A 25,268-nucleotide genomic window follows, 5' to 3' on the forward strand; every position below is an offset into this window, starting at 1 on the left:
GGAATCGGAAAATAGTTACATGTAATCGAAAAGATAAAATAAAAAAAGCCTGAAAAATCAGGCTTTAGAATTTATAAAAACTTTGGATTTTGCTTATTAGGCTTGGAAGTATCCACATCATCAATTTTCTTAGAAACAGCCATTGCAGCAACAAGATCATTCAGCATTGTGCTGGCAGCAGTTGGCGTATTTGGAAGCAAGACGAGATTAGATCTGTTGTTTGCACCAATGGATTGCAGGGTGTCATAATGCTGAGTCACTACAATAAGAGCCGAGGCTTCGTGTGCCTCGATCTGAACGCTGTTCAGCATTTTCACTGATTCTTCAAGACCTTTGGCGATCTCTCTTCTTTGATCCGCAATCCCTTGCCCTTGCAGCTTTTTAGATTCGGCTTCAGCTTTTGCAACGGCAACTATTCTTATTCTTTGCGCTTCAGATTCATATTCAGCAGCAGTTTTTTCTCGCTCGGCAGCATTGATCCTGTTCATGGCATGTTTTACCTGCTCATCCGGATCTATGTCAGTAACCAAAGCTTTGATAATATCATAACCATAGCTGTTCATAGCTTCCTGAAGTTCGCCTTTTACAGCCACAGCGATATCATCTTTTTTTACAAAAACATCATCCAGCTTCATTTTTGGAACTTCTGCTCTTACAACGTCGAAAACAAAAGAAGTGATCTGTGCTTCCGGATTTTCGAGTCTGTAATAAGCATCCCCAACCTGTGTTCTGATAACCTGATACTGAACAGAAACTTTCATTTTAATGAAAACATTATCCAATGTTTTTGTATCGATGATGACATCAAGCTGCTGGATTCTCAGATTCATTCTTTTAGTAATCTGATCTATGAAAGGAATCTTCAGATGAAGACCTGCATGTCTCACTGTCAGGAATTTTCCCAAACGTTCAACAATCGCAGCACTTTCCTGCTTTACAGTAAAAAAAGACGCCAATAAAGTAATCAGACCAAAAAAGATAATAACCCAGATAAATATCATAATGTAAATTTTTTTAAAGATAATGCTTTCAAAATAAAATTCAAAACAGAATCATAAATAATATTATTCCATAATAAATTAAAAAATTAATATCAAAAAGAGTAATAAATTCACATTATTTTGAAACATTTTTTAAATTTGTGATAATAATAAATCTAATATGAAGAAGAAACTACTTTTTGCTATTGCAAGTCTTGCTTTAGCACCTATTTTCAAATCCCAGAACATCTCTGTTTTTAACGACGTGCCGTTTTACAGCATGTACCATTATCTGGGTGATGGAGAAACACTACCTGTTGAGGCATATGAGCAAATCCCGGCAGGGGCGATCCGCCTTCATGCTTATGAGCAGGATATTATTTCCAGAAAGTTAACCTCTTCAGAAATTGCATCGATCGGAAGCAGTGTGAAAATGAATATTTTGCTGACTGCAGCTTGTGATAACTATGACAGAATAGCAGGTGTGAATCTTGTTCTAGTTCCGAAAGGAAGCACAGCTTACACCTACAATCAGGCTGATATAAAGCGTATAGAGATGGGAAGATTCATCACACCCTTCATGAATAAAAACGTAACGCCGACTCAGGTTCCTTACAGCTATCAGATAGACAATATTTCTGACATCTTACATGATTCCTCTCTTTCCTCGGTTTATGATTTTTGGATCGAATTCCGGGCAGATGGTTATTCTGCTGCAGCCCAGACTCAGGTTAGTGGTTGTGCTAACAGAACAGATGTATTCCGCGGGAATCTTGAATTGGTATCAAGCGGTTCTTACGTTCCTGCCGATAATTTCTTCCTGCCGCTCTCTTACCGTCAGAACCTGAATAATTATAACGCAACGGATGTTCCGGGACAGACCACAAGACTTGTTAATTTTACACTGGACCAGCCTATACAGAATGTAACTTTGTACCTGATCACTTCCAATCATGGTTCCAACACCGGCGGAGAAGAATATGTACGAAGAGAGCATTTTGTTTATCTTGACAATCAGGTTGTGCACCAATATAAACCCGGAGGAAAAAGCTGCGAAGACTACAGACAATACAATACGCAAGGAAACGGGATCTATGGAACCGTAGCAAAGCCACCAAGAAACTGGATGAACTGGAATAACTGGTGTCCTGGCGATGCAGTTCCGAACAGAGAAATCAATCTGGGAAATCTGTCAGCAGGTTCGCATACCATCAAAATCAATGTTCCGGACGCAGTGTTCAAAGACGGGCAAGGTTATTTTCCTATTTCCATGTACATTCAGAATCAGAAAAGCGGGCAAATTATCTGTGCAGCTCCGACAGAACTGAAGATTGCCAGCCAGATTGGGCAAGCTATCAATATCTCCTGGAAAGAGAATGGCAATGCCAACCAATGGGAAACCATCTGGTCCAGAAAAAATGTTTACACTACTGATTATGAAGATATCCACCAGATAGAAAATACGCCTGCAGATTCCAAAAGTAACCTGACTCTCAACTGGCTCTACGAGATGTATGTTAAATCAAAATGTACAAATGAGAACATTAGCAGCCTTTGGACCGGACCCATCTACTCCACGGTTGTCAAGCTGGGCACCAACGAAACCGAAGTAAAGAAGTCTTCTGTCTATCCGAACCCTGTGAAAGATATCATCAACATCAGTTCTAATTCTAAAGTGAGTAAAGTTGGTATTTATAATATCGATGGGAAAATGGTGTCGGAAGCTAATTCGGATAAAATCGATCTCTCAAAATTCTCCTCAGGAATCTATCTGATGAAAATCGATTTTGCCGATGGCAGCTCCGAAACACAGAAAGTCATAAAACGATAAGTTTGTTTCTAAAATTCCTGCTAATTAAGCAGGAATTTTTATTTAATTCAAAAAAATATTTAAGTTTGAAAAAGCGTTCTTATTTAATGAGATATTTCTTCTTTCTTATTCTATTGTCCATTGTTTCCTGTAAAACCTACCATTCTAAAGCAGAGTTTTCAACCTATTCCAACAGAAATCAAATCAAAATAAAAAAGGTTAATAACCTCCGGTATTTAGGAGGCATTAAAAACGCTGAAGGAAAAACACTGAAGGATAGCTTGATCTACAGAAGCGGGAATCTTCATAAACTAAGGAACTCTTCTTTTGATGAAATAAAATTATTGAAGATCAGTAAAATAATCGACCTGAGAACGCATCAGGAGATAACAGATGAACCGGACCATTTGCCAGAGTTTATTTCTTATCAAAACCTTCCTGCTTTCGAAGATGAAAACGGAGCGCTAAAAGATGCAAAAAAGCAAGTTTTAAAAGGTCGATTTCATAAAGCGGATGCTGACAAAAGAATGACACAATTCTATAAAAATTATGTTTCTGAAAACCCAGAAGTGATTAAGAAAATAGTTACGGAGATTCTGGATTCTAGTCATCCTATTCTTTATCATTGCACCGCTGGAAAAGACAGAACCGGAATGATAACAGCTTTGATTTTAAAAATTTTAAAATTTGATAATACTGTAATTTTTGAAGAATATCTACAATCCAACAACCTTCGTGAGAAAATCATTCAAAAAAGATTGAAGCTTGCCAATAACTTACACTTTATCTATCCTAAATTAGACATCGGTGTTTTAGAAAAAACGGGTTGGATAGAGCGAGACTACCTACAATCCGCTTTTGATGAGATCGATCAACAATATAGATCGATCGACTATTACATTCATCAGGCTTTGGGAATTTCAGAAGAGAGAAGAGAAATCTATATTCAGAAGTTTTTACAATAGAAAAGCAGTCAAAATTGACTGCTTTATTTTTTATCAGTTGACTTATTTTCCGTTTTATTTTTTTTCCTCCCTGAATTGATTAGACTTTGATTGATAATATACTCTAGTTGTCCATTCACACTTCGGAATTCATCTGATGCCCATTTCTCCAGTAATTTATACATCTCATCATCCAATCTTAAAACAAAACTCTTCTTCATCAATACTTTATTTTTTGGATTAATTATAAAGTGTTCCGGCATTCAGGATTGGTTGGGCTGCTTTTTCACCACATAAAACAACCATTAGATTGCTTACCATTGCAGCTTTTCTTTCGTCATCCAATTCAACAATATTTTCTGCCGATAGTTTTTTCAATGCCATATCCACCATTCCAACAGCACCTTCTACAATTTTAGCTCTTGCAGCTACAATCGCCGTTGCCTGCTGTCTCTGTAACATTGCACCTGCAATTTCCGAAGCGTAAGCCAAATGACTGATTCTAGCTTCCTGAACAACAATTCCTGCAGTTGAAAGCCGGTCTGTCAATTCTTTTTCAAGAATATGATTAACATTGTCACCACCATCACGAAGCGTTATTTCCGCATTTTCGTCTTCCAGGTTATCATAAGGAAAACTTACCGCCAAATGTCTCACCGCAGCTTCACTTTGGATTCTTACATATTCCATATAACGTTCCACATCAAAAGCTGCTTTATATGTATCACCAACTTTCCAAACGATAACAGCTCCAATTTCTATCGGATTTCCCATTTTGTCATTCACTTTCAAAGTTTGTCCCTGAAGGTTTTCTGAACGAAGACTCATTCTTTGTGTTGAGTACAATGGATTAATGAAAAATAAGCCATTCGCTTTTACTGTTCCAACGTATTTACCAAAAAAGCTAAGCACTCTTGAATGATTCGGTTGAATGATCATCAATCCTTTCAGAAAAAAGATAAATGCAACAAAAGAAAGCACGCCAAAAATCAACGAAACAGGATTGTTATTGTCGGCTCCGCTTATAACAAGATAAGCACTTAACACAAAAAGAACAAGGCTAATGACTAATGCTAAGAAGCCTGATAAAGGTTTTACAATTTTTTCCATAGTATTTAATTTGATATTAATTTGATATCATAAATATACTATTTATTTTAATATAAAAAAATAAAAAAGCCGAACTTCTTAAAAGTCCGGCTAATTAATTTTATCTGATAAAACTTATGGTTCTACTTGTGTTCTTTTCTCTTGCTTTTCATTCAGTTTTTTATACTTGAACCAAGCTGCAACAGACAATGCCAGCATATAACCTAAACTGATATAAACCCAAAGCGGCAAAGGAATGGGGTCTCCTTTTGCATAGGAATGTAATCCTGACAAATAATAATTAACACCGAAATAGGTCATCACCATTGAGCAGAACGCAAACATAGTCACTACATGGAATGTATATCTGCCTCTCAGTCCCGGAACCAGTCTCATGTGAATCACAAATGCGTAGATCATAATCGAGATGAAAGCCCAGGTTTCTTTTGGATCCCAGCTCCAGTAGCGTCCCCAGGATTCGTTGGCCCAGATCCCGCCTAAGAAGTTCCCAATGGTTAAAGCCAATAATCCGATATTCAAAGACATCTCGCTTACGATGGCTAATTCTTTCAATGTTGTATCATTATGCTTTTTGAAAGTGTCTTTGTTGGCAATCACATAGAAAATCAATGAAATCATCGCTATCAACATCGATAATGAGAAGAATCCGTAACTCGAAGTGATGATGGCCACGTGAACTACCAGCCAATAAGATTTAAGAACCGGAACCAGTGGTGTGATCTGCGGATCAAGTGCGGAACCGCCGTGTGCGAATCCCATCATAATCACGGCAACCAGGAAACCGGCGGCCGGAATCAGGGCATTTGAGTTTCTGTAAAGTACGTATCCTGCGGTAATACCAACCCAAGAGATAAAGATAATCGCCTCATAACCGTTACTCCAAGGTGCGTGTCCGGAGATGTACCATCTGGCTACCAGGCCTAAGAAATGGAAAATATAACCAACTGCACCGATATAAATAATTGCTTTTATAACCTTATTAAGAATCTTACCGGATCTGAACAATTCTATAAAGCCTAAAACCAGAAGCAAACCTCCAATGATTGTATAGAAAATCAACAATTTGAAGTTAATGTCTAATGTATTCATCAGAACTTCAAGTTTAACTTTAGTTTCGGAAGGCACTACATTTTTGCCCCATTTCTGCTGATATTCCTCTACTTTTTTCAGTTCCGCATCCGCTTTTGCCCAGCTTCCGCCTTGTGTCGCCATTAGAACACTTGACAAATAAGGCCCCAGAACCGACTGTGCATTTTCGTCAGCTTCAAAAGTAGGTGTCATTACAGAATTCCAAGTGTGATTTGGATCATTTTTTACAGGAACTGTTCGGAAATATTGGTAAGACATGATGCCGTTCAGCACCTGTACTTTGTCATTCAGTTTGATAACCGCTTCATCATATCTTGTTCTTTCGGAGGCTTTTTTACGGAAAGCTTCATTAAAATCATCTTCTAAAACAAAACGGAGATTCCCATTTTTGTCAGCAGGAAACAGCTTGATTAAACTTGTATACCCTTCGTCAGTGGCTTTTGTTTTAGCTCTAAGGTCTTTTCCTACTTTACCTGCAGTTTCGATTTTGATAATGTTGACCTGAGCCCAGAACATCGGGTCAATGGTCGCTGCCAAAAACCATTGGTTGGCATCCAAATCCTTAAAATAAGCACGACCGGTTAACTTATGCAGGATATCAATCGCCTGAGTATTGGAAGGCACAATCCTCCCTTCATAATTCTGAACCAGAAGATAGGCGAATTTGTCTGCGTGCTCTTTGCTGATAGTGATATTTTTCACCATTTCGTCCGCATCCAAAACCATTGGATTCTTATTCGGTGACGCTGGCTTAGCTTCGGCAGAATGGGAGTGACCTTCGTGGCTTCCGTCTTTGCCATGCATATCAATTTCCTGCGCACGGATTCCGAAACTTAACAGAATCAAAAGAACCATTGCTGTTTTTTTCTTGCTAACATTTTTCAGCATCTGGTTAAGATTCCAGAATCTGGAACCTTTCCAGAACATGGTTACAAACATCCCGACAAACAGGAATCCATAACCGATATAGCTGATCAACGTTCCCCAGAAGTCATGGTTTACAGACAGAACCGTTCCTTTTCTGTCCGGGTCGAAACTTGCCTGGAAGAAACGGTAACCTTTATAATTAAGAACGTGATTCATATAGATATTGTAGGGTGTTTCCTTTCCTTCGTCCACGATTCTGACGTGAGATTCGTAAGCCGACGGCGAAGAACTTCCGGGATAAGTTTCCATTACAAATTTTTCCAGTTTAAGTGCAAAAGGCTGTGTGAAATAAATTTTCGGCCCGAATCCCAACATGATGTCCAGACCATCGATATGGATCTGCTTATAGTTATTAGGATTTCCTCTTTCCACCACGAGGTCAACGATTTGTTTTGTTTTCGGTCCTGCTACTTCTACTTTCAGCATATCCGGAACATCTTTATCTTTTTGCTTGTCGCCTTCATAAGCCACTAATTTTCCACGTTTTGTACCTTCCGGAATTACCAGTTTCAATTGGTCAATGGTATAAAGACTTCTCAAGACCAAAGGCTGGAACACATCTTTCTCAGTTGCACCGGTCGCTTGTGTTGCCATCGTCATATAAGCTGCATCGGTCGGCGTTTTAATATAAAGCTGCCCGTCTTTTTTCTGGAATTCGACAGCACCATCGATAGCCGTTCTGTTATAACTCACCAAAGTTCCATTGATATTCTGAACCTCGCCTTCGGCTAAATAGATATTCTGACGTCCGCCCATATCGCTGGTAGAAACCAAATGCAGGAATTCTTTCCCTGAATTATCAACAACCAGGCTGTCTTTTTTTCTCTGAATATAATCAAGGGTTTTCACAACGATTTTTTCTTTTCCTAAGAAATCATAAGTTGCCTTAAAGTCGTGATGAAGCGGCGACATCAGATAAGGCACATCATGGTAATTCTGCTGCTCTCCTTTTTCCTCGATTTTGATTTTGAAGAAATGTTTATCAGTAACGATTTCGTTGGAGGTTTCACCTTCACGGATGTGCATTGTCCCCTCGAAGCTGATGTAACGTGTAATAGCGCCACCTATAAAAATCAATATAAAAGCCAGGTGGAATACCAAAACAGGCCATTTTTCCCGTCTCCAGAGTCTGTATCTTCCGATGTTTCCAATGAAATTGAGAATCAGTAGAAACATAATTGCTTCGAACCATTTGGCTTCGTAGATCAGTGCTTTTGCGGTCGGTGTTCCGTAATCATTTTCGATAAAAGTAGCCACAGCCATGGAGATTGCGAAAACCAGCAGTAGAACAGCCATCGTTCGCGTAGAAATAAGAATATCCTGAATCTTTTTCATTATGAAAAGTTATGATCGGCAAAAATAAGGATGATAATTTGATTTGGCTAATTAAAACAGTTATTTATGATTTTTTTAGATTATATCTTGAAGGATCTGCTGAGAATATACCATTCAAACGGAATCATTGGAAATTATTTTGACCATCAAGTCTTAAAAACTAATATTGATATTGAGATTTTATTTAGTTTTGTTCTATGCCTATCGAACAGAAATACAAAACCACTCACTGGGAATGGATCGATGTAACCGCACCAACGGAAGAAGACCTTCAGTTTCTCAATGAGCGTTACCATATCAATTATCTTTTGCTGGAAGATACCATAGACCCCAATCACCTTCCGAAGTATGAAGAGGTCGGTGATGTAAAATTTTTCCTGGCCAGGGAATCCACTGACTTGGAAAGGCGGACACTCAACAATATCAGCGATATCAGCAGCAAGCTGGGCATCTTTTTGCTTCCGAAGCTGATCATCACGACACACAGGGCAAAGAGCAAAAGCATCCACGAGGTCTGTGAAGAGCTGAAAAAGGAAAACCCCGACAGTATCTCCAGAGACCACCTGGCTCTGAAGCTGGCATTAAGAATCATCAAAACCTTTGATGATGAAAGCCGTAATCTGCTGGAAATCATGGATACGATAGAGAACGAAATCTTTCTGAAAAATACCAACCACACGAACCAGATCCGCAGGCTGTATAAGCTGAAAAGAAAATCAGGACTCAATACCAGAATTCTTAACATCTCCGGGGAATGGATCTCGAAATTCAAAACACTGGCGCTGGAAGAAGTCGAAGTGATGGACCTTCTCGATAAACAAAAAGATGTCATCGCTGATTTTGACCATGTAAATGCGCAGACCGTCAACCTCATCTCCATGTTTCTTGCGCTTTCTGATCAGAAAGCCAATCAGGTAATGAAACTGCTGGCGATATACTCGGTTTACTTTTTACCTATCACCTTTATTGCAGGTGTGTACGGGATGAACTTCGATAATATGCCGGAGCTTCATCATAAAAAAGGCTATTATTATACACTGGGACTGATGGCAGTTATCGTGATCGTAACCTTCATCTATATGCGTCGCAAAAAGTGGCAGGGTTAGAAATGGCAGGCATGGAAACATTCATGTTCTATAATGTGGAAAATCTCTATCCGCCTGATCAAGAAGGATGGCCTAGTTCCAGGCTGCATAACTGGGATGATTACAAATACCGTCTGAAGATCCGTAAGATCAACAATGTTTTCCGCTTTATTCAGGAGGACTATCAACGGCTGCCATCCATCATCGGCCTTGCAGAAATTGGCGCAAAGTCCGTGCTGGAAGATCTTACTGATGGTTCCTCTCCGATCCGTCATTACGAAATCATTTATCAATCTTCCGGTGATTCCAGAGGACTAAGCGTGGCATTACTGTTTGATAAAGAGAAATATAAATTGCAGAAGTCTGAGTTTCTAAAGTTTACAACAGGTGACCCGGCGTTGGAGACACGTGATGTTTTGCATGCAGTATTTTTATATAATTTAAAAAAATTTCATGTCTTCGCTGTGCATCTTCCGTCAAAGAGAAACAGAGATGTTAAAAAAGAATTCCGGAATCATATCTGCAAAAAGCTGCAAATCCTTTTTTCAGAACTCCATGACAGGAAGGAAGCCATTATCCTGATGGGCGATCTGAATGACAATCCTGATAACGAATCCGTACAGTTGCTGAAAAAACATCATGAAGATCAGATATTGTCAAATCCGTTCGAATTACTTTTCAGTCAAGGCCGGTTTTCCTGTTTTCACAGGAAGAAGGGGGTTCTGTTTGACCAGATCCTTTTTACGGAGAAGGCTTTAGCAGATGTTTTTTCAGTTAAATATATCGGAGCTGAGATCTACAACAACACAAAACTACGTAATAAAGGCAACCAACAGCTGTACTTCCCTGCCAGAACCTATTCCGGATCTCGGTACATGGGTGGCTACAGCGACCATTTCCCGATATTGCTTCACTTACATGATTCTCATAAATAAATATTTTTTTTGCTGTGAATGAAAAAAGGCACAGTATGTGATAGTATCACATCAATCACACTAAAAAATATTAAATTATGAGAAGTCTATTATGGTTAGTCGCAGCGATCTGTATCGTAGTTTGGCTATTAGGAATGCTGGGCGTAGTCCCGGGAATGAGCACCGGTTACCTGGTACATGTTTTATTGGTAATTGCCATTGTAGTGGTATTGTTTAACATCATATCCGGCAGAAAGCCTTTGGATTGATAACGACTACTTATCAGAAAAAATAATTTAGCCTGTTTTTTGAGCAGGCTGAATGTTTTATGGATTAACCGTTGTGAATTGCTTTCATTTTTCCGTATCTTTGAGATACAACACAACACTCAATCCAAAGTCTGCAGCTTCCGAAGCGTTGTGAATTGCTTTCATTTTTCCGTATCTTTGAGATACAACACAACAATCAGTTGCTTTCATTTCTTCCCAACTTTGTTGTGAATTGCTTTCATTTTTCCGTATCTTTGAGATACAACACAACACACCGATCACGTCAAAGATCCTTCAAAACGTTGTGAATTGCTTTCATTTTTCCGTATCTTTGAGATACAACACAACTAATAGGCTTCTCATCTCATCCCTTTGCTTGTTGTGAATTGCTTTCATTTTTCCGTATCTTTGAGATACAACACAACAATTTATTGTTCTTTATCGTGGCGATAACGGTTGTGAATTGCTTTCATTTTTCCGTATCTTTGAGATACAACACAACCAGTATTTGACCGGGAATACTATACTTTCAGTTGTGAATTGCTTTCATTTTTCCGTATCTTTGAGATACAACACAACAAAAATATTCAGTGTTATGATCTATCACATGTTGTGAATTGCTTTCATTTTTCCGTATCTTTGAGATACAACACAACCAATGGATAGTTTGGGCATTATCAAATCAAGTTGTGAATTGCTTTCATTTTTCCGTATCTTTGAGATACAACACAACGCATTAATTAAAACAATAGCCCAGCCACCCGTTGTGAATTGCTTTCATTTTTCCGTATCTTTGAGATACAACACAACGTTGCATTGAATATCTGCAATAATGACTTTGTTGTGAATTGCTTTCATTTTTCCGTATCTTTGAGATACAACACAACGCCGTTGTACTATGGGATATGAAGCCAAACGTTGTGAATTGCTTTCATTTTTCCGTATCTTTGAGATACAACACAACTAAGTCTTTTTTTTGTGCATTATCGAGAGAGTTGTGAATTGCTTTCATTTTTCCGTATCTTTGAGATACAACACAACTAAAGATTAAGCTTCCGGATATTGATTATAGTTGTGAATTGCTTTCATTTTTCCGTATCTTTGAGATACAACACAACTCCAATTGTCGTTTTTATCAAGAATAGGTCGTTGTGAATTGCTTTCATTTTTCCGTATCTTTGAGATACAACACAACCTCTCTTTTGATGTAAATCCACTCCAACTAGTTGTGAATTGCTTTCATTTTTCCGTATCTTTGAGATACAACACAACTCCAATTGTCGTTTTTATCAAGAATAGGTCGTTGTGAATTGCTTTCATTTTTCCGTATCTTTGAGATACAACACAACCTCTCTTTTGATGTAAATCCACTCCAACTAGTTGTGAATTGCTTTCATTTTTCCGTATCTTTGAGATACAACACAACATATTTGACGAAGGAACTCATGCAGGAATTGTTGTGAATTGCTTTCATTTTTCCGTATCTTTGAGATACAACACAACATAGTTTTTATGTCGTTGGTTGCAGCTTTAGTTGTGAATTGCTTTCATTTTTCCGTATCTTTGAGATACAACACAACGAATTAGAAATGCAATTTGTGTAATTATCTGTTGTGAATTGCTTTCATTTTTCCGTATCTTTGAGATACAACACAACAAGTTGGAAACATGGAATTACCTTCTATTTGTTGTGAATTGCTTTCATTTTTCCGTATCTTTGAGATACAACACAACTTGTAAATTTTCAATAAAAATTCATCCTCGGTTGTGAATTGCTTTCATTTTTCCGTATCTTTGAGATACAACACAACTCTGGCTGTTGGAATTGCTCAAATTGCCGGGTTGTGAATTGCTTTCATTTTTCCGTATCTTTGAGATACAACACAACATAAAACCTACTTTTGCGTAACAATTAACCGTTGTGAATTGCTTTCATTTTTCCGTATCTTTGAGATACAACACAACTTACGTTAATGAGAGTTACGCCGATATTAAGTTGTGAATTGCTTTCATTTTTCCGTATCTTTGAGATACAACACAACTTTGCGTCCTCGCCTCGCTTCTTAGCCATAGTTGTGAATTGCTTTCATTTTTCCGTATCTTTGAGATACAACACAACGGTTTCAAATGCCAATTATAACTCATTAGTGTTGTGAATTGCTTTCATTTTTCCGTATCTTTGAGATACAACACAACTTGTACCACCTTTTAAGCAAATGACCCGCAGTTGTGAATTGCTTTCATTTTTCCGTATCTTTGAGATACAACACAACGCACCAATGGGTTCTATACTTGTTGTTGAAGTTGTGAATTGCTTTCATTTTTCCGTATCTTTGAGATACAACACAACTGTCGGATGGATCAGCTATATGATATATCTGTTGTGAATTGCTTTCATTTTTCCGTATCTTTGAGATACAACACAACTCAAAATTCGCAAATCTATGCCTCAATTGAGTTGTGAATTGCTTTCATTTTTCCGTATCTTTGAGATACAACACAACAGATTTTCACACATTAGCTCCACACGGACCGTTGTGAATTGCTTTCATTTTTCCGTATCTTTGAGATACAACACAACAAGATAGGCCACTACGTAACTACGCTAAGTGTTGTGAATTGCTTTCATTTTTCCGTATCTTTGAGATACAACACAACCCAATCTACAATGGTGAAGATACCAAATGGGTTGTGAATTGCTTTCATTTTTCCGTATCTTTGAGATACAACACAACTAGTCGATAGTGCTGGGAAAATTGCCACCAGTTGTGAATTGCTTTCATTTTTCCGTATCTTTGAGATACAACACAACGCATCCGTATCTTTCGCTATATTTGTAGTCGTTGTGAATTGCTTTCATTTTTCCGTATCTTTGAGATACAACACAACAGACAGATTTTTGTCCTCCAATTGTTTGAGGTTGTGAATTGCTTTCATTTTTCCGTATCTTTGAGATACAACACAACTAGAGGTTTAATCGTTTGTCCGCTTTCTGTGTTGTGAATTGCTTTCATTTTTCCGTATCTTTGAGATACAACACAACCCTGTTCTGATATCGGTTCTTGATTCATATGTTGTGAATTGCTTTCATTTTTCCGTATCTTTGAGATACAACACAACGTATTCTTTACAAGAAAGTTTTCAGCAGATGTTGTGAATTGCTTTCATTTTTCCGTATCTTTGAGATACAACACAACATCCGTGATGTCCTTTAATTCGTTGCATTTGTTGTGAATTGCTTTCATTTTTCCGTATCTTTGAGATACAACACAACAAACTGTAAATAAAACATCACGCTAACCCTGTTGTGAATTGCTTTCATTTTTCCGTATCTTTGAGATACAACACAACACAAAGAGTTCACTGATGTTGCTTTCGATAGTTGTGAATTGCTTTCATTTTTCCGTATCTTTGAGATACAACACAACGGCCTTTGATGCAGCTGTAAGAATCTGCGGGTTGTGAATTGCTTTCATTTTTCCGTATCTTTGAGATACAACACAACTTACTGTCTATAAGAGCCTGCGCCCAGCTTGTTGTGAATTGCTTTCATTTTTCCGTATCTTTGAGATACAACACAACGTATCTTCGTCAGGGTCAGCAATTGTAAGCGTTGTGAATTGCTTTCATTTTTCCGTATCTTTGAGATACAACACAACTAGTGATAAATCCGATGTACACCCACAGCCGTTGTGAATTGCTTTCATTTTTCCGTATCTTTGAGATACAACACAACACGTCGGGCGGTTATTATTACACACCTCCAGTTGTGAATTGCTTTCATTTTTCCGTATCTTTGAGATACAACACAACTCCGTTACAATGTTAACTTTATCAGTTTTTGTTGTGAATTGCTTTCATTTTTCCGTATCTTTGAGATACAACACAACTAATTCTTTTATTTGAACCCTTGCATTTTCGTTGTGAATTGCTTTCATTTTTCCGTATCTTTGAGATACAACACAACTCATAATTTATCAGACGTACTGGAACGAAAGTTGTGAATTGCTTTCATTTTTCCGTATCTTTGAGATACAACACAACAGTGTGAATCCTGCAACTTCGACGAATAAAGTTGTGAATTGCTTTCATTTTTCCGTATCTTTGAGATACAACACAACCAATTTTGGGCGATAATCGGGTCTTTTGGTGTTGTGAATTGCTTTCATTTTTCCGTATCTTTGAGATACAACACAACGACTGGAGTTTGACGAATCGGGCAAAGTGAGTTGTGAATTGCTTTCATTTTTCCGTATCTTTGAGATACAACACAACAGCATACGATTAAAACCACGATCGAACTTGGTTGTGAATTGCTTTCATTTTTCCGTATCTTTGAGATACAACACAACAAAAAAATAATTAATGTAAATCTAAATATAGTTGTGAATTGCTTTCATTTTTCCGTATCTTTGAGATACAACACAACTTATTTCAATATGATTATCACCTTGAAAATGTTGTGAATTGCTTTCATTTTTCCGTATCTTTGAGATACAACACAACCGCTCTTGGGATTAGTTCAATTGAATTTGAGTTGTGAATTGCTTTCATTTTTCCGTATCTTTGAGATACAACACAACAGCAACCAACCCTCCAGAGTGAAGTCTTTTGTTGTGAATTGCTTTCATTTTTCCGTATCTTTGAGATACAACACAACATCTCGATATTACTTCCTCTTTTGTTTTGTGTTGTGAATTGCTTTCATTTTTCCGTATCTTTGAGATACAACACAACTGAACGAAAATTTCTTGAATAGAGTTCAAAGTTGTGAATTGCTTTCATTTTTCCGTATCTTTGAGATACAACACAACAGTGATTTTACTTGTATTATAACCAAAGGCGTTGTGAATTGCTTTCATTTTTCCGTATCTTTGAGATACAACACAACACGTTTTTATGGGCTACTAACCCCCTTATGGTTGTGAATTGCTTTCATTTTTCCGTATCTTTGAGATACAACACAACTCAGTCATAACAGGTCGCATTTCGTCATTAGTTGTGAATTGCTTTCATTTTTCCGTATCTTTGAGATACAACACAACTATTGAGAAATCCAAATCTATGCTCCACATGTTGTGAATTGCTTTCATTTTTCCGTATCTTTGAGATACAACACAACACATTGCAATGAATGGTAAGAAAGTAGAGCGTTGTGAATTGCTTTCATTTTTCCGTATCTTTGAGATACAACACAACTGTAAAAATCTTCTTAATGAAGTCGGAGTAGTTGTGAATTGCTTTCATTTTTCCGTATCTTTGAGATACAACACAACTCGAAGTTTCTCAACAAATCAGAACCGCAGGTTGTGAATTGCTTTCATTTTTCCGTATCTTTGAGATACAACACAACATACCAAAAAAAAGAAGGCGTTAAGACAATGTTGTGAATTGCTTTCATTTTTCCGTATCTTTGAGATACAACACAACTACACAGCGACAGGAATTGGTGAAACACCTGTTGTGAATTGCTTTCATTTTTCCGTATCTTTGAGATACAACACAACTTTTCGTTTAAATCGTTATTATCAAGATTTGTTGTGAATTGCTTTCATTTTTCCGTATCTTTGAGATACAACACAACAAACCTGACTGCGAGATAATCGGAATACTAGTTGTGAATTGCTTTCATTTTTCCGTATCTTTGAGATACAACACAACCTAAATGTTTTATATTTGTATCAACAAAACGTTGTGAATTGCTTTCATTTTTCCGTATCTTTGAGATACAACACAACTTCCTACTTCAAGGATTCATCCAGAAATTTGTTGTGAATTGCTTTCATTTTTCCGTATCTTTGAGATACAACACAACCATCTTTTTTAAGCACCAATTTGATTTTGTGTTGTGAATTGCTTTCATTTTTCCGTATCTTTGAGATACAACACAACTAAAATCATTTGCTAAAACAAAAGAGCATCGTTGTGAATTGCTTTCATTTTTCCGTATCTTTGAGATACAACACAACGAGTCAAATCCAGATCCAGTTCCAACGAATGTTGTGAATTGCTTTCATTTTTCCGTATCTTTGAGATACAACACAACACATTGCAATGAATGGTAAGAAAGTAGAGCGTTGTGAATTGCTTTCATTTTTCCGTATCTTTGAGATACAACACAACAACTAAGCTTATTTTCACGATAAAGGAAGTGTTGTGAATTGCTTTCATTTTTCCGTATCTTTGAGATACAACACAACATGATCTGCCTGCTGGTACAGTTGTATTTGGTTGTGAATTGCTTTCATTTTTCCGTATCTTTGAGATACAACACAACAACCGAAAGATGTTTCTTCGCCTGACGGCGGTTGTGAATTGCTTTCATTTTTCCGTATCTTTGAGATACAACACAACAAGTCTGCTTTGCTGATAGTTTCGCCATTGGTTGTGAATTGCTTTCATTTTTCCGTATCTTTGAGATACAACACAACCGGTAGATATGCGCGTAAAGCGTAAAGTCGGTTGTGAATTGCTTTCATTTTTCCGTATCTTTGAGATACAACACAACACTTCCTTGGTTATCGTCGTAGTTTTTGGGGTTGTGAATTGCTTTCATTTTTCCGTATCTTTGAGATACAACACAACCCAAGCAATTAGCGTATAAATCGTTTTCGTGTTGTGAATTGCTTTCATTTTTCCGTATCTTTGAGATACAACACAACCTCAAAAGTTAATCCACTGAATTTCAGTGGATTTTTTGTTTATTTAGGATTTAAAAATCAAAACAATTCGAGCTGCTGGAATGTCGGAGACGGTTCTTCTTTATTCCTGGCAAAGAAAATTTCTATATCCCCGAATTGCTTATCCGTGATGCACATTATCGCAACTTTACCTGCTTTTGGAAGCATAAACTTCACTCTTTTGATATGGACCTCGGCATTCTCCCGGCTCGGGCAATGGCGAACGTACATCGAAAACTGAAACAAGGTAAACCCATCATCGATCAAGCTTTTACGAAAGCGGGTCGCATCTTTCATATTAGCTTTGGTCTCCGTCGGCAAGTCGTATAATACTAGAACCCACATAATCCGGTAAGCGTTAAACCTTTCAGCATTCATTTATTGTTGTATACTGTACAATTTAAAAAGTATAATGATTAATATAATTTCTTAACTCAATTCAGGATAAGAAATCATTCGTTTTTCCCCTGTATAACATTTGTAAAGCGAAGAAGCCGTTGTTTTTACAGCCACTAACAATGGTCTCGTTTTATCATCAATCCTCACATCTTTAGTTGCGATTTGCAGAATGTATGCTTTGAAATCTTTCGTCAATTCCTCAGTCTCAGGATTCATTTTCAGCCATTGCATTACCAATAAATCCACAAAAGGTCGGTAAGGCTCCATCAGATCATCTGCAAGACAGTAAGGATTGTATTTATTTTTATGGAAAATTCCCAACACCGGAAGCAAACCAGTTTCCACTATTGCTCTCGCGACAATACTTCTTAGGACTGCATATCCGAAGTTGAAAAACTGATTTGGCGAATCCCCAAAACGCTGTCTCAGAAAATCTAAGCTAATCAGATATTTCCAATAATGTTGCGCCGCAATGCCCTCCATATTGGTAATATCACCCGATTTCACATTCTTTTGATACTCCAGCATCGGCTCAAAGTAATTCCCTAATTTGACCAAAACTTCTTTCTGATTCTCAATTTTACATTCGATAGTTTGTTTCCAAAGTTGTTTTTTGAGCGGTTCGCTGGCTTCCAATTGATCTTTCACCCTGTCCGAATGTTCTGTATGTCCATAAAGTGGCAACATAATGCCGTGTGGCAAATGATGCGCATCACAACTCACAACCACAACATTGTTTCCCATCATTTTCTGTATCAATTGATGCGAAACCGTGATTTGAAAATGGTCCAACATCAACAGTCCCAAATCTTCCACAGGAACTTTTCCCTTCATCTCGTTGGTAGTAGGTTCCATAATGTACATTTGCTCATCTTTGAGTTTAAGGTAAGCAGGATTGCCGATGTAGATGGAGCGGGTTATCATAGTTATTTTGTTTTAATATTCTCCTATGTGAACTATTTTACCTGAATGGTTTAGTCTTACTTTCAGAAAATCTCTAATTCCATTCAATCCCTCTCTTTTCCAAGTAATACCTTTTAATGTCGAATTATCTTCAACAGTAGTTTCTAAATGATGTCTGAAAAAATAATCTCTGATTGTAAACTTCTGTACCCTAAACATATTTTTAGAAATCAGGCTCAAATTCTTTTCATCTAGCAAATCAATCTCTTTAGGATTAAAATCTTCTGACGGGAACAAAAACATTTCATTTTGCTTCATTGTGAAAAGAAACTTCCATCCTAAACTTTGGTTAAAATCTTTATCTATAACTGAAAGTCCTTGATTAATTCTTTCTACAGCTTCATACAAGCTAACTACCCTTTCTTGTAAGTTACCAGCATCATCTTCGTAAATGGCAACGTGATGATTATTCCCTGTGCTTACAAAATCTACCGCTATTTTATTTCCATCTTCATCTAAAATTTCATTTCCAAAATGGTCTTTTTTGTAATGCAAAGCTTCCGCATTACTAATTCCCGTAATTGTAACGGTCTTTACAGCAATACCTTTGGATTTATTAAGCCATATCGGATTCTTTTCTAAGTCAGAAAAAGCTTCCTTGGAATTTCCATTAAATGCTTTCAACCTTTCGGTCAAAATATCACGCAACCTTTTATCAGTAACTTTTTCAATATTCTTAAAATCTTTAAAATTATCGGGATTGACGGCTTTTCTTATGGTGTAAACCGTTTCATACCAAGCTAATGTTACACTTTCAGGTACCTGTTCAGTTTTCGCTTTATCCAAATAAACTGGATTTTTAGCTAAAACATTTTTTCCCGTAAATGCCTTTTTTGAATCTCCATCAAATTCCTCTAATCTTTCTAATAAAGCATTTCTGAATTTCTCATTCTGAACTTTATTTATAGTTTCTAAATCAAACTTTCCGGATACTTTTTCTTCCTTAGTTTTTAGGAATTTCGAACTTCCATAAATGGTTTCTTTATGAAGTTGTCCTCTTGGTGTAAGTTCCGTTTTTGCAAAAACACTACCCTTTTTCTTAATTTTATTAATATTCTTCGTAACAACTTTATTCTTAGTCTTATGAGAAATTAAGACCTCATCCAAATGCTTTTTCGCATCTATTCTGAAATTCTTAATTGGCTCAACAAATCTTCTTTGCTTAGAACCATTTTTCTTTTCAAATACTTTAGTTATTAGATTTTCGATATTTGAAATCACTTTATGTTGCTTGTGGCTCTCATCTTTTCTTGCATTCAGATGATTCAGATATTGAATATGATTATGAGTGGTAAATGCAACCGTCAAAGCATCCATTGCGTGGTGGCGATGGTCATTTCTTTTAGTCCAATCTATGATTCTCTGTTTTTCTTCTCCTTTAGAATTAATTACTGTTTCTGTCAGACCTAATTTTTTATACTTTTCCAGATTAAGTTCTTTCATCGTATTCACGAGATTCCAATCTTCACGGAGTTTATCTGTGATTCTTCCTGTTGTAGGAACTACCGAATTCGTAATTTCAAAAAGAATTTCTTTGGCTTTTTTGGCAATATACTGTGTATTACGCAAATCTCTTTCTATAAATCCATCTCCAATATCAACACCTTTTTTCTGAAGCTTTTCATATTTTGCCTTTGTAATTCCTCCTTTATCATAAAGTTCTTTGATGAGGTTGAGGAATTTTTCTAATCTTTCTTTCCCTTTGATTTCAAGGTAATCAAAAGCTGTAAAATTTCCTTTATCAAGGTTCGCACCTCTTGGAACTAAAACTTTATTAGAAAAACTATCATCGAAAAATCTCGATTGTGGAATAATATGGTCGATGTCATATTTATCTGTAAAAAGCTCATCTCTTTTGATTTGTACATCAGTATATAAATCTTTAAACAGATTTTTCTCCAATTCCAAATACAATTTGTATCGAATAAGGTCGTTTCTCGAAGGCGATTTTATTCCAAATTCTCTCTGCAAAACTTCAGCATATTTCTGATGAAGTAAAGTTGCTTTGCTGATTTCAGAAGTCATATTTGCTCGCTCTTCGGCGTTATTTTTCAATTCACGGGCAAGTTCTATTCTGATTTCATCTGGTCTCCCATATTCTTTACATATTTCATTAACGAGATTTATCATTTGATTCAAAATCTTTTCAACTACAGGATTTCTCAAAGAATTTTTTGGTAGAATCTCCAATTGCTCTTTCAAAACTCTGTTTTCAAGTTGTTCTTTTGTCAACGAATTTTTGGAATGATTATATCCAGCCAAATTACAAGCATCACTATATTTGTGTTCCTTAATATAAGTGAAAATTCTTCGCATCGCTTTCGAACTCAAGCTTCCATAGTCCTGAGAAAAACCAATTTCAGCCAAAACTTTAGAATGCTCTTTTTTGAAACCAAATTTCTTTTCTAAAAGCTCATACAATTTTTCGTTACCAGATGGAGAATCATCACCTTCATAGGAATATAACAAATGCCAAAGCTTATAAGAACTTTGTTTTTCAAAATCACTTCCATCTAATTCTGGATTGAAATCTAATATAGAAATATCAATCCCTAATTCTGATAACTTTTCTTTGACGAATTCTTTTATAACTGTAGCAGAAGAATGAATTTTAGAAACTTTAATCTCATCATCAATAGTCAGTTTAAATTCTTTTGGAAATTGTATTCCTTCATTAGCAATGATTTTCAGGAATGCAGTGTAGAGATTCTCATTGGTATTGTTACCTTCAATATCTTTAAAATTTGTTTTCCATTCTTTACCAGAATAGCCAACGATATCTAAAACATCTTTTGCAGAAAGTCTTCCTTTAATATTAACTTCATCAAAAATGGATTGTTTAAAGTCTAAGTCAATTGGGAAAATCTCTTTAGTTTCTACATTTTGAAACTGTAAATTGTTAAGAACCTGCCAAATTTTAAACTCCTGAAATAACGGAGACGACTTGGGTGCTACTTTTAAACCAACCGTTTTCTTTTTAGTTTTTCCGTTTTCTGTAATTTCTATTTCTCTGTTTTCAAACTCACAAATACTGATTAATCCCTTTTGAGATTTGAGTTTCCTTTGATAAAAAATAACAATATCACGGATTTCTTCTTTTAATTCTTTCGTTAATTCTTTGTGATATTTTGCTTGAGTTTCCCATATCTTTTCAAATTCATCCAAATAATCCTGTCTGTAGAAAACCTGATTTTTCAGCTTCGTATGAGGATTTACTTTGAGTTGTTGATATAGATATTCGCCAACAGTTTGGTTATTGAAATACAATTCTTTACTTCTATCACTGATAGCGCCAAGATAGCCACTTGAGCTATACAGATTACCATTTATCTCTTGGAGAACGATAGCTAAGCTTTCAAGATCTAATTGTTTTTTAACAGCTTCGCTTCTCCAAAAATATTTTTCTACCTTTTTCTCTTGCATCGTCCCAACTTGTTTGATACCAACAAGAGAAAAAGGCTCTTTTAAAGTTGTCCAAGTTCCTGTTTTAGGTTTACCTTGTAATGCTTTATAAAGAACATCTGTTAAGATTTCTGGATAATATTGTTTTTGAAAATCCCAAACCTTGTCGAACTCTGCTTGTAAATCTGAACGATAAAAATCCGGTAATTGCTTCTTACCTTCTTCCAAAAGTTGGTAAGAATATTCTCCAGGCGTAAGATTTTCTTCATATAATTTCTTAGCCACAGCCATTCCGTCAACAATCTGACCTTCATCTTCGTTCTTTGCTTTTCTACTGCTTTTGTAACCTCTTTTTTTATTGATAAGAATTAATACTCTTGCAAATTCGGACAATTCAATTCTTTCTTTTGCCGAGATTGCTCTTATTTCCTGAGTTTGAAATGTAGAATTTTTTCCAACCTCCGTCAATAAGTCGGTTTCTTTAAGAATATTGTTTTTCTTTAAAACATCAATCAGATTTTCTCTTCTCAATTTGAATCTTTGAAGATTTCTTCTGGCACTTCTGGCCAATGTTCTATTGGCATTAGTAGTAATAGGCTTACCTTTCTCAAAATTGATTTGCTCATCAACCGTCAAAGGATTCACACGAACACCTAACTTAATGATTTTATTATTCTCTGAATTCTTCTCATCTTCTTGAACAAAAGCCCATCCAATTGATGAAACTCCTAAGTCCAATCCAAGTATATTTCTTATCATAGCTATGTCGTTTATTTGAAACTCTTAAAATTAAGAAGAAAAAAAATCACAGAAATGCGGTTTTCCGTAATTCTATTAAAAAAATAAGTTTTAGATTTGTATTCGAAAGCAATTCACAATAAGGATTATTCCGTTGTGAAAACATTTAGCGCCTCGCCTACCTGTGGGGCATTTTTTATTTTAAATGTTTCGTGAATTCCTTTTAAAACAATATACAGTAAATAACAAAACATTCAAGCTGGGGCAACTCGCCCTTTTTTATACCCACACCCCAAAACAAAAAAATCCACTCTTTCAAGTGGATTCCTTCATTTAAATAACCGTGTGCTCGCCCAGATAAAAACTGTTGCTGACAAAGGTCTGCTTATCATTGTTGAGATAAGCATAGACCTCTACAGTCTTCCCGATACAATAATTCGGGAGCGTGACATCCAGCATCAGATCAGAGCGCATGACCATACTTTCGAAGATATCGAAGAGCTTCAGCTCTTTACAATAACACACTATACCCACTTCATCGGTAGCTTTCGCATTGCCCTGATTGCCGTTGTCTTCCCATTCCAGGCTTAGAACACAGCCAACCTGCGTAGCAAGCACGGCGTTCTGGAAACCAGTCAGTTCACCTCTGGTGATCAGCACCTTGTTGTAAACCAGTTCCGGAATACCTGCTACTACACGCATCGCTTCGTTGATAGTGTATGATGTTGCCATATTCACTCTCGATTTTACGCCACTACCCGACCCGAAATACCGGGATTGTATGGCTTTGAGCGGGAGCAAAAAAGCCACCGCCAGTTTGAACTTGGCCTGCTGGAGCAGTTGTTTTTCGGTAGGCTCTTTCTGAGATGGTTTAGGAAGACTTCGCATGATGTCTTTGCCACGCCAGTTAGCGCCTACTACAGTTCCTACTTTGCCTGAGAACCCACCGAGGATTCCTTTGTTAAATGTTGCCATATCTAATAATTTTTAAGATTAAGTAGGACGAAGTTAGGACACAAATGCACAGCCTGTACACCCCTGACGGCATTTGACAGGGGATGACTGGTAATGACGGCAATTGACCGGTAGTTTTTGGATTCCTTCGGATCATCTACCACATTCCTTCGGATCGGCTTCGGAAAAAAGATGTTTTTTCCGAAGCCGATCCGAAGAAGACCCGAAGAAGACCCGAAGAAAATCAAAGAATTTCTTACTTTCCCTTCATCAGCTTTTTTACAGAAGCTATTGTGTAGTATATCCTGCCGCGTATTTTGATAAACTTAAGTTTTCCGGATTTTCGCAACCGGTAAACAGTACTGTCGCTGGCTTTGAGTAACTGTTTGACATCTGCAGTGTCATAAAGATTTTTGGTTTTCGCTTTTTTGTTAACCAATTGTCGGAGGTATGAAATGATCTCAGCAAACATCCCTAAAAAAGTATCTCTGTCAGAAGAGTATTCGTCTTGTTTTTTCATGGTTTGTGTTTTTAATTTAAATAATTCAGAATAAAAGCAATTGCTTAAAATATCATTATATAAATATAAGAAAAATATTATTAAATAACCACCAATCAAATTCATCAAAAATGAGCATTATAAAGCTTAAACATTGTACCCGGCGCTTTCCGGGCAAAAACTGTCATTATCACAGACTGAAAATCCCCTATATGCTTTCCGTGGGCAGGATCAGCAGAACCGCTTTACTAAGCAGCTTTTTATAATCGTGATTAATTGTATATTTGGATACTTTTAATCATAACTAACTGATCTACGACTATGGAAAATAACAAAGCACCATTGTTCACTATGGCTATCGTCGCCATCATCGTGGGATTTGCACTCTATAAGCAGATCGACTTCAATACAATGACCGTTGAGAAGCCTGCGTTGTCTGTACTGTATGCCGTTACCCTTACTTTTGCGGTTTTTGTATTTATCAGGAATTATAAAAAGAAAGCTGAAAAATAGATGGCTTCTACCGTCAGAAAAAAAGCGATTAAAACAACAGCAATCCTTCTGATTGCTGCAGCTGTTGTGATCTGTGCTTTTGTTTTTTATCAGAAAAAGATGCGCTACAATATGGTAACCATCTCGGATAACAGGGTTTATAATTCCGGTGTGATTCCGCCGGACAAGCTGCCCGCCATCCTCGGAGACCACCATATCAAAACTGTTATCGACCTGCGTGACGGCGTCCTGCAAACCACGCTGAACCCGGAAACAAAACAACAGGTGAATGCTGAGGAACATGCTGTCAATCATATCCCCGGCGTCCATTATTACAATCTTCCCACAGACCAGATACCGCAGGACAGCACGGTAAAAAGGTTCCTGAAGATCATGGACGATCCGAAAAATTATCCGGTACTGATCCATTGCCACCATGGCGTGGGCCGTTCGAGGCTGTTCAGCTCGATATACAGAATAGAATATGAAAACTTCAGCAATGAGGAAGCACGTGCCAATGCGCGCTATCTCTGGGAGCTTAGCGGTAATTTCTCCAAAAGCTCTGAAAAAGGGAACTATCTGCTGACCTATAAAAAGAGAAAACAAAGCCACTGAAGACACTTTGATCCGGAACACAGTTCAGCTATTCAATAAAATGTGAATATCAGGACATCAACC

The 25,268-nt window shown here is 36.9% G+C and carries 16 protein-coding genes and 1 CRISPR repeat array; of the genes, 7 read left to right on the plus strand and 9 right to left on the minus strand.

Annotated elements, in window-relative coordinates; translation table 11 throughout:
* Positions 1-71: 71 nt before the first annotated feature.
* Entirely contained in the window at positions 72-1,001 is a 930-nt protein-coding gene (locus BUA97_RS12930; RefSeq protein ID WP_072998905.1) for an SPFH domain-containing protein, read from the minus strand.
* Positions 1,002-1,161: 160 nt separating this feature from the next.
* Between BUA97_RS12930 and BUA97_RS12935 the strand changes: the two genes are divergently transcribed.
* Both BUA97_RS12935 and BUA97_RS12940 read left to right on the plus strand, forming a co-directional pair.
* The gene (locus BUA97_RS12935) at positions 1,162-2,811 is read left to right on the plus strand and encodes a peptide-N-glycosidase F-related protein (RefSeq protein WP_072998908.1); all 1,650 of its coding nucleotides are present in this window, start codon (positions 1,162-1,164) and stop codon (positions 2,809-2,811) included.
* A gap of 86 nt (positions 2,812-2,897) precedes the next feature.
* On the plus strand, positions 2,898-3,755 hold the full coding sequence (locus tag BUA97_RS12940; RefSeq protein ID WP_072998910.1) for a tyrosine-protein phosphatase: 858 nt from the start codon (positions 2,898-2,900) through the stop codon (positions 3,753-3,755).
* A gap of 23 nt (positions 3,756-3,778) precedes the next feature.
* Here the strand turns inward: BUA97_RS12940 and BUA97_RS12945 are convergent, their stop codons facing one another.
* The 3 genes from BUA97_RS12945 to ccsB form a co-directional block, all read right to left on the minus strand.
* Positions 3,779-3,955, minus strand: coding sequence for an Arc family DNA-binding protein (locus BUA97_RS12945; RefSeq protein WP_317041421.1), 177 nt, complete (start codon positions 3,953-3,955; stop codon positions 3,779-3,781).
* A 19-nt stretch (positions 3,956-3,974) separates the two neighbouring features.
* The gene (locus tag BUA97_RS12950; RefSeq protein ID WP_072998914.1) at positions 3,975-4,844 is read right to left on the minus strand and encodes an SPFH domain-containing protein; all 870 of its coding nucleotides are present in this window, start codon (positions 4,842-4,844) and stop codon (positions 3,975-3,977) included.
* A 114-nt stretch (positions 4,845-4,958) separates the two neighbouring features.
* Entirely contained in the window at positions 4,959-8,195 is a 3,237-nt protein-coding gene (ccsB, locus tag BUA97_RS12955; protein WP_072998917.1) for a c-type cytochrome biogenesis protein CcsB, read from the minus strand.
* Positions 8,196-8,392: 197 nt separating this feature from the next.
* On the opposite strand from ccsB, the gene BUA97_RS12960 reads away from it, so the two are divergent.
* From BUA97_RS12960 to BUA97_RS17030, 3 genes are all read left to right on the plus strand, one after another.
* Positions 8,393-9,301: a magnesium transporter CorA family protein gene (locus BUA97_RS12960; RefSeq protein ID WP_072998919.1), complete on the plus strand. Its 909-nt coding sequence runs from the start codon at positions 8,393-8,395 to the stop codon at positions 9,299-9,301.
* The gene (locus BUA97_RS12965; protein WP_139258316.1) at positions 9,289-10,215 is read left to right on the plus strand and encodes an endonuclease/exonuclease/phosphatase family protein; all 927 of its coding nucleotides are present in this window, start codon (positions 9,289-9,291) and stop codon (positions 10,213-10,215) included. The genes BUA97_RS12960 and BUA97_RS12965 overlap by 13 nt, the downstream gene beginning before the upstream one ends.
* 77 nt (positions 10,216-10,292) lie before the next feature.
* Positions 10,293-10,463 carry a lmo0937 family membrane protein gene (locus BUA97_RS17030; protein ID WP_139258318.1) on the plus strand — a complete coding sequence of 57 codons (171 nt, stop codon included), beginning with the start codon at positions 10,293-10,295 and terminating at the stop codon, positions 10,461-10,463.
* Positions 10,464-10,533: 70 nt separating this feature from the next.
* Positions 10,534-17,125: direct repeats of the CRISPR family, unit length 47 nt; unit sequence GTTGTGAATTGCTTTCATTTTTCCGTATCTTTGAGATACAACACAAC.
* Positions 17,126-17,182: 57 nt separating this feature from the next.
* Here the strand turns inward: BUA97_RS17030 and cas2 are convergent.
* The 5 genes from cas2 to BUA97_RS13000 all read right to left on the minus strand — a co-directional run bounded on the left by cas2 (position 17,183) and on the right by BUA97_RS13000 (position 24,119).
* A complete protein-coding gene (gene cas2, locus BUA97_RS12975; RefSeq protein WP_072998923.1) occupies positions 17,183-17,521 on the minus strand; it encodes a CRISPR-associated endonuclease Cas2 in 339 nt (112 codons plus the stop codon).
* A gap of 51 nt (positions 17,522-17,572) precedes the next feature.
* Positions 17,573-18,466 carry a type II CRISPR-associated endonuclease Cas1 gene (gene cas1, locus BUA97_RS12980; RefSeq protein WP_072998924.1) on the minus strand — a complete coding sequence of 298 codons (894 nt, stop codon included), beginning with the start codon at positions 18,464-18,466 and terminating at the stop codon, positions 17,573-17,575.
* 12 nt (positions 18,467-18,478) lie between these two features.
* Positions 18,479-22,663, minus strand: a complete 4,185-nt coding sequence (gene cas9 / locus BUA97_RS12985; protein WP_072999406.1) for a type II CRISPR RNA-guided endonuclease Cas9 — start codon at positions 22,661-22,663, stop codon at positions 18,479-18,481.
* A gap of 315 nt (positions 22,664-22,978) precedes the next feature.
* Positions 22,979-23,620 (minus strand): DUF6266 family protein, encoded by a 642-nt coding sequence (locus tag BUA97_RS12990; protein WP_072998926.1) that lies wholly within the window; start codon positions 23,618-23,620, stop codon positions 22,979-22,981.
* Positions 23,621-23,855: 235 nt separating this feature from the next.
* The gene (locus BUA97_RS13000; protein ID WP_175546203.1) at positions 23,856-24,119 is read right to left on the minus strand and encodes a helix-turn-helix domain-containing protein; all 264 of its coding nucleotides are present in this window, start codon (positions 24,117-24,119) and stop codon (positions 23,856-23,858) included.
* A gap of 300 nt (positions 24,120-24,419) precedes the next feature.
* Here BUA97_RS13000 and BUA97_RS13005 point away from each other — a divergent pair, with 300 nt between their 5' ends.
* Together BUA97_RS13005 and BUA97_RS13010 are read left to right on the plus strand one after the other, a co-directional pair.
* Positions 24,420-24,611: a hypothetical protein gene (locus tag BUA97_RS13005; RefSeq protein WP_072998931.1), complete on the plus strand. Its 192-nt coding sequence runs from the start codon at positions 24,420-24,422 to the stop codon at positions 24,609-24,611.
* Positions 24,612-25,205 carry a dual specificity protein phosphatase family protein gene (locus BUA97_RS13010; RefSeq protein WP_072998934.1) on the plus strand — a complete coding sequence of 198 codons (594 nt, stop codon included), beginning with the start codon at positions 24,612-24,614 and terminating at the stop codon, positions 25,203-25,205.
* Positions 25,206-25,268 lie beyond the last annotated feature (63 nt).

This window comes from Epilithonimonas mollis (assembly GCF_900142325.1).
GTDB classification, from domain to species: Bacteria; Bacteroidota; Bacteroidia; order Flavobacteriales; family Weeksellaceae; genus Epilithonimonas; species Epilithonimonas mollis.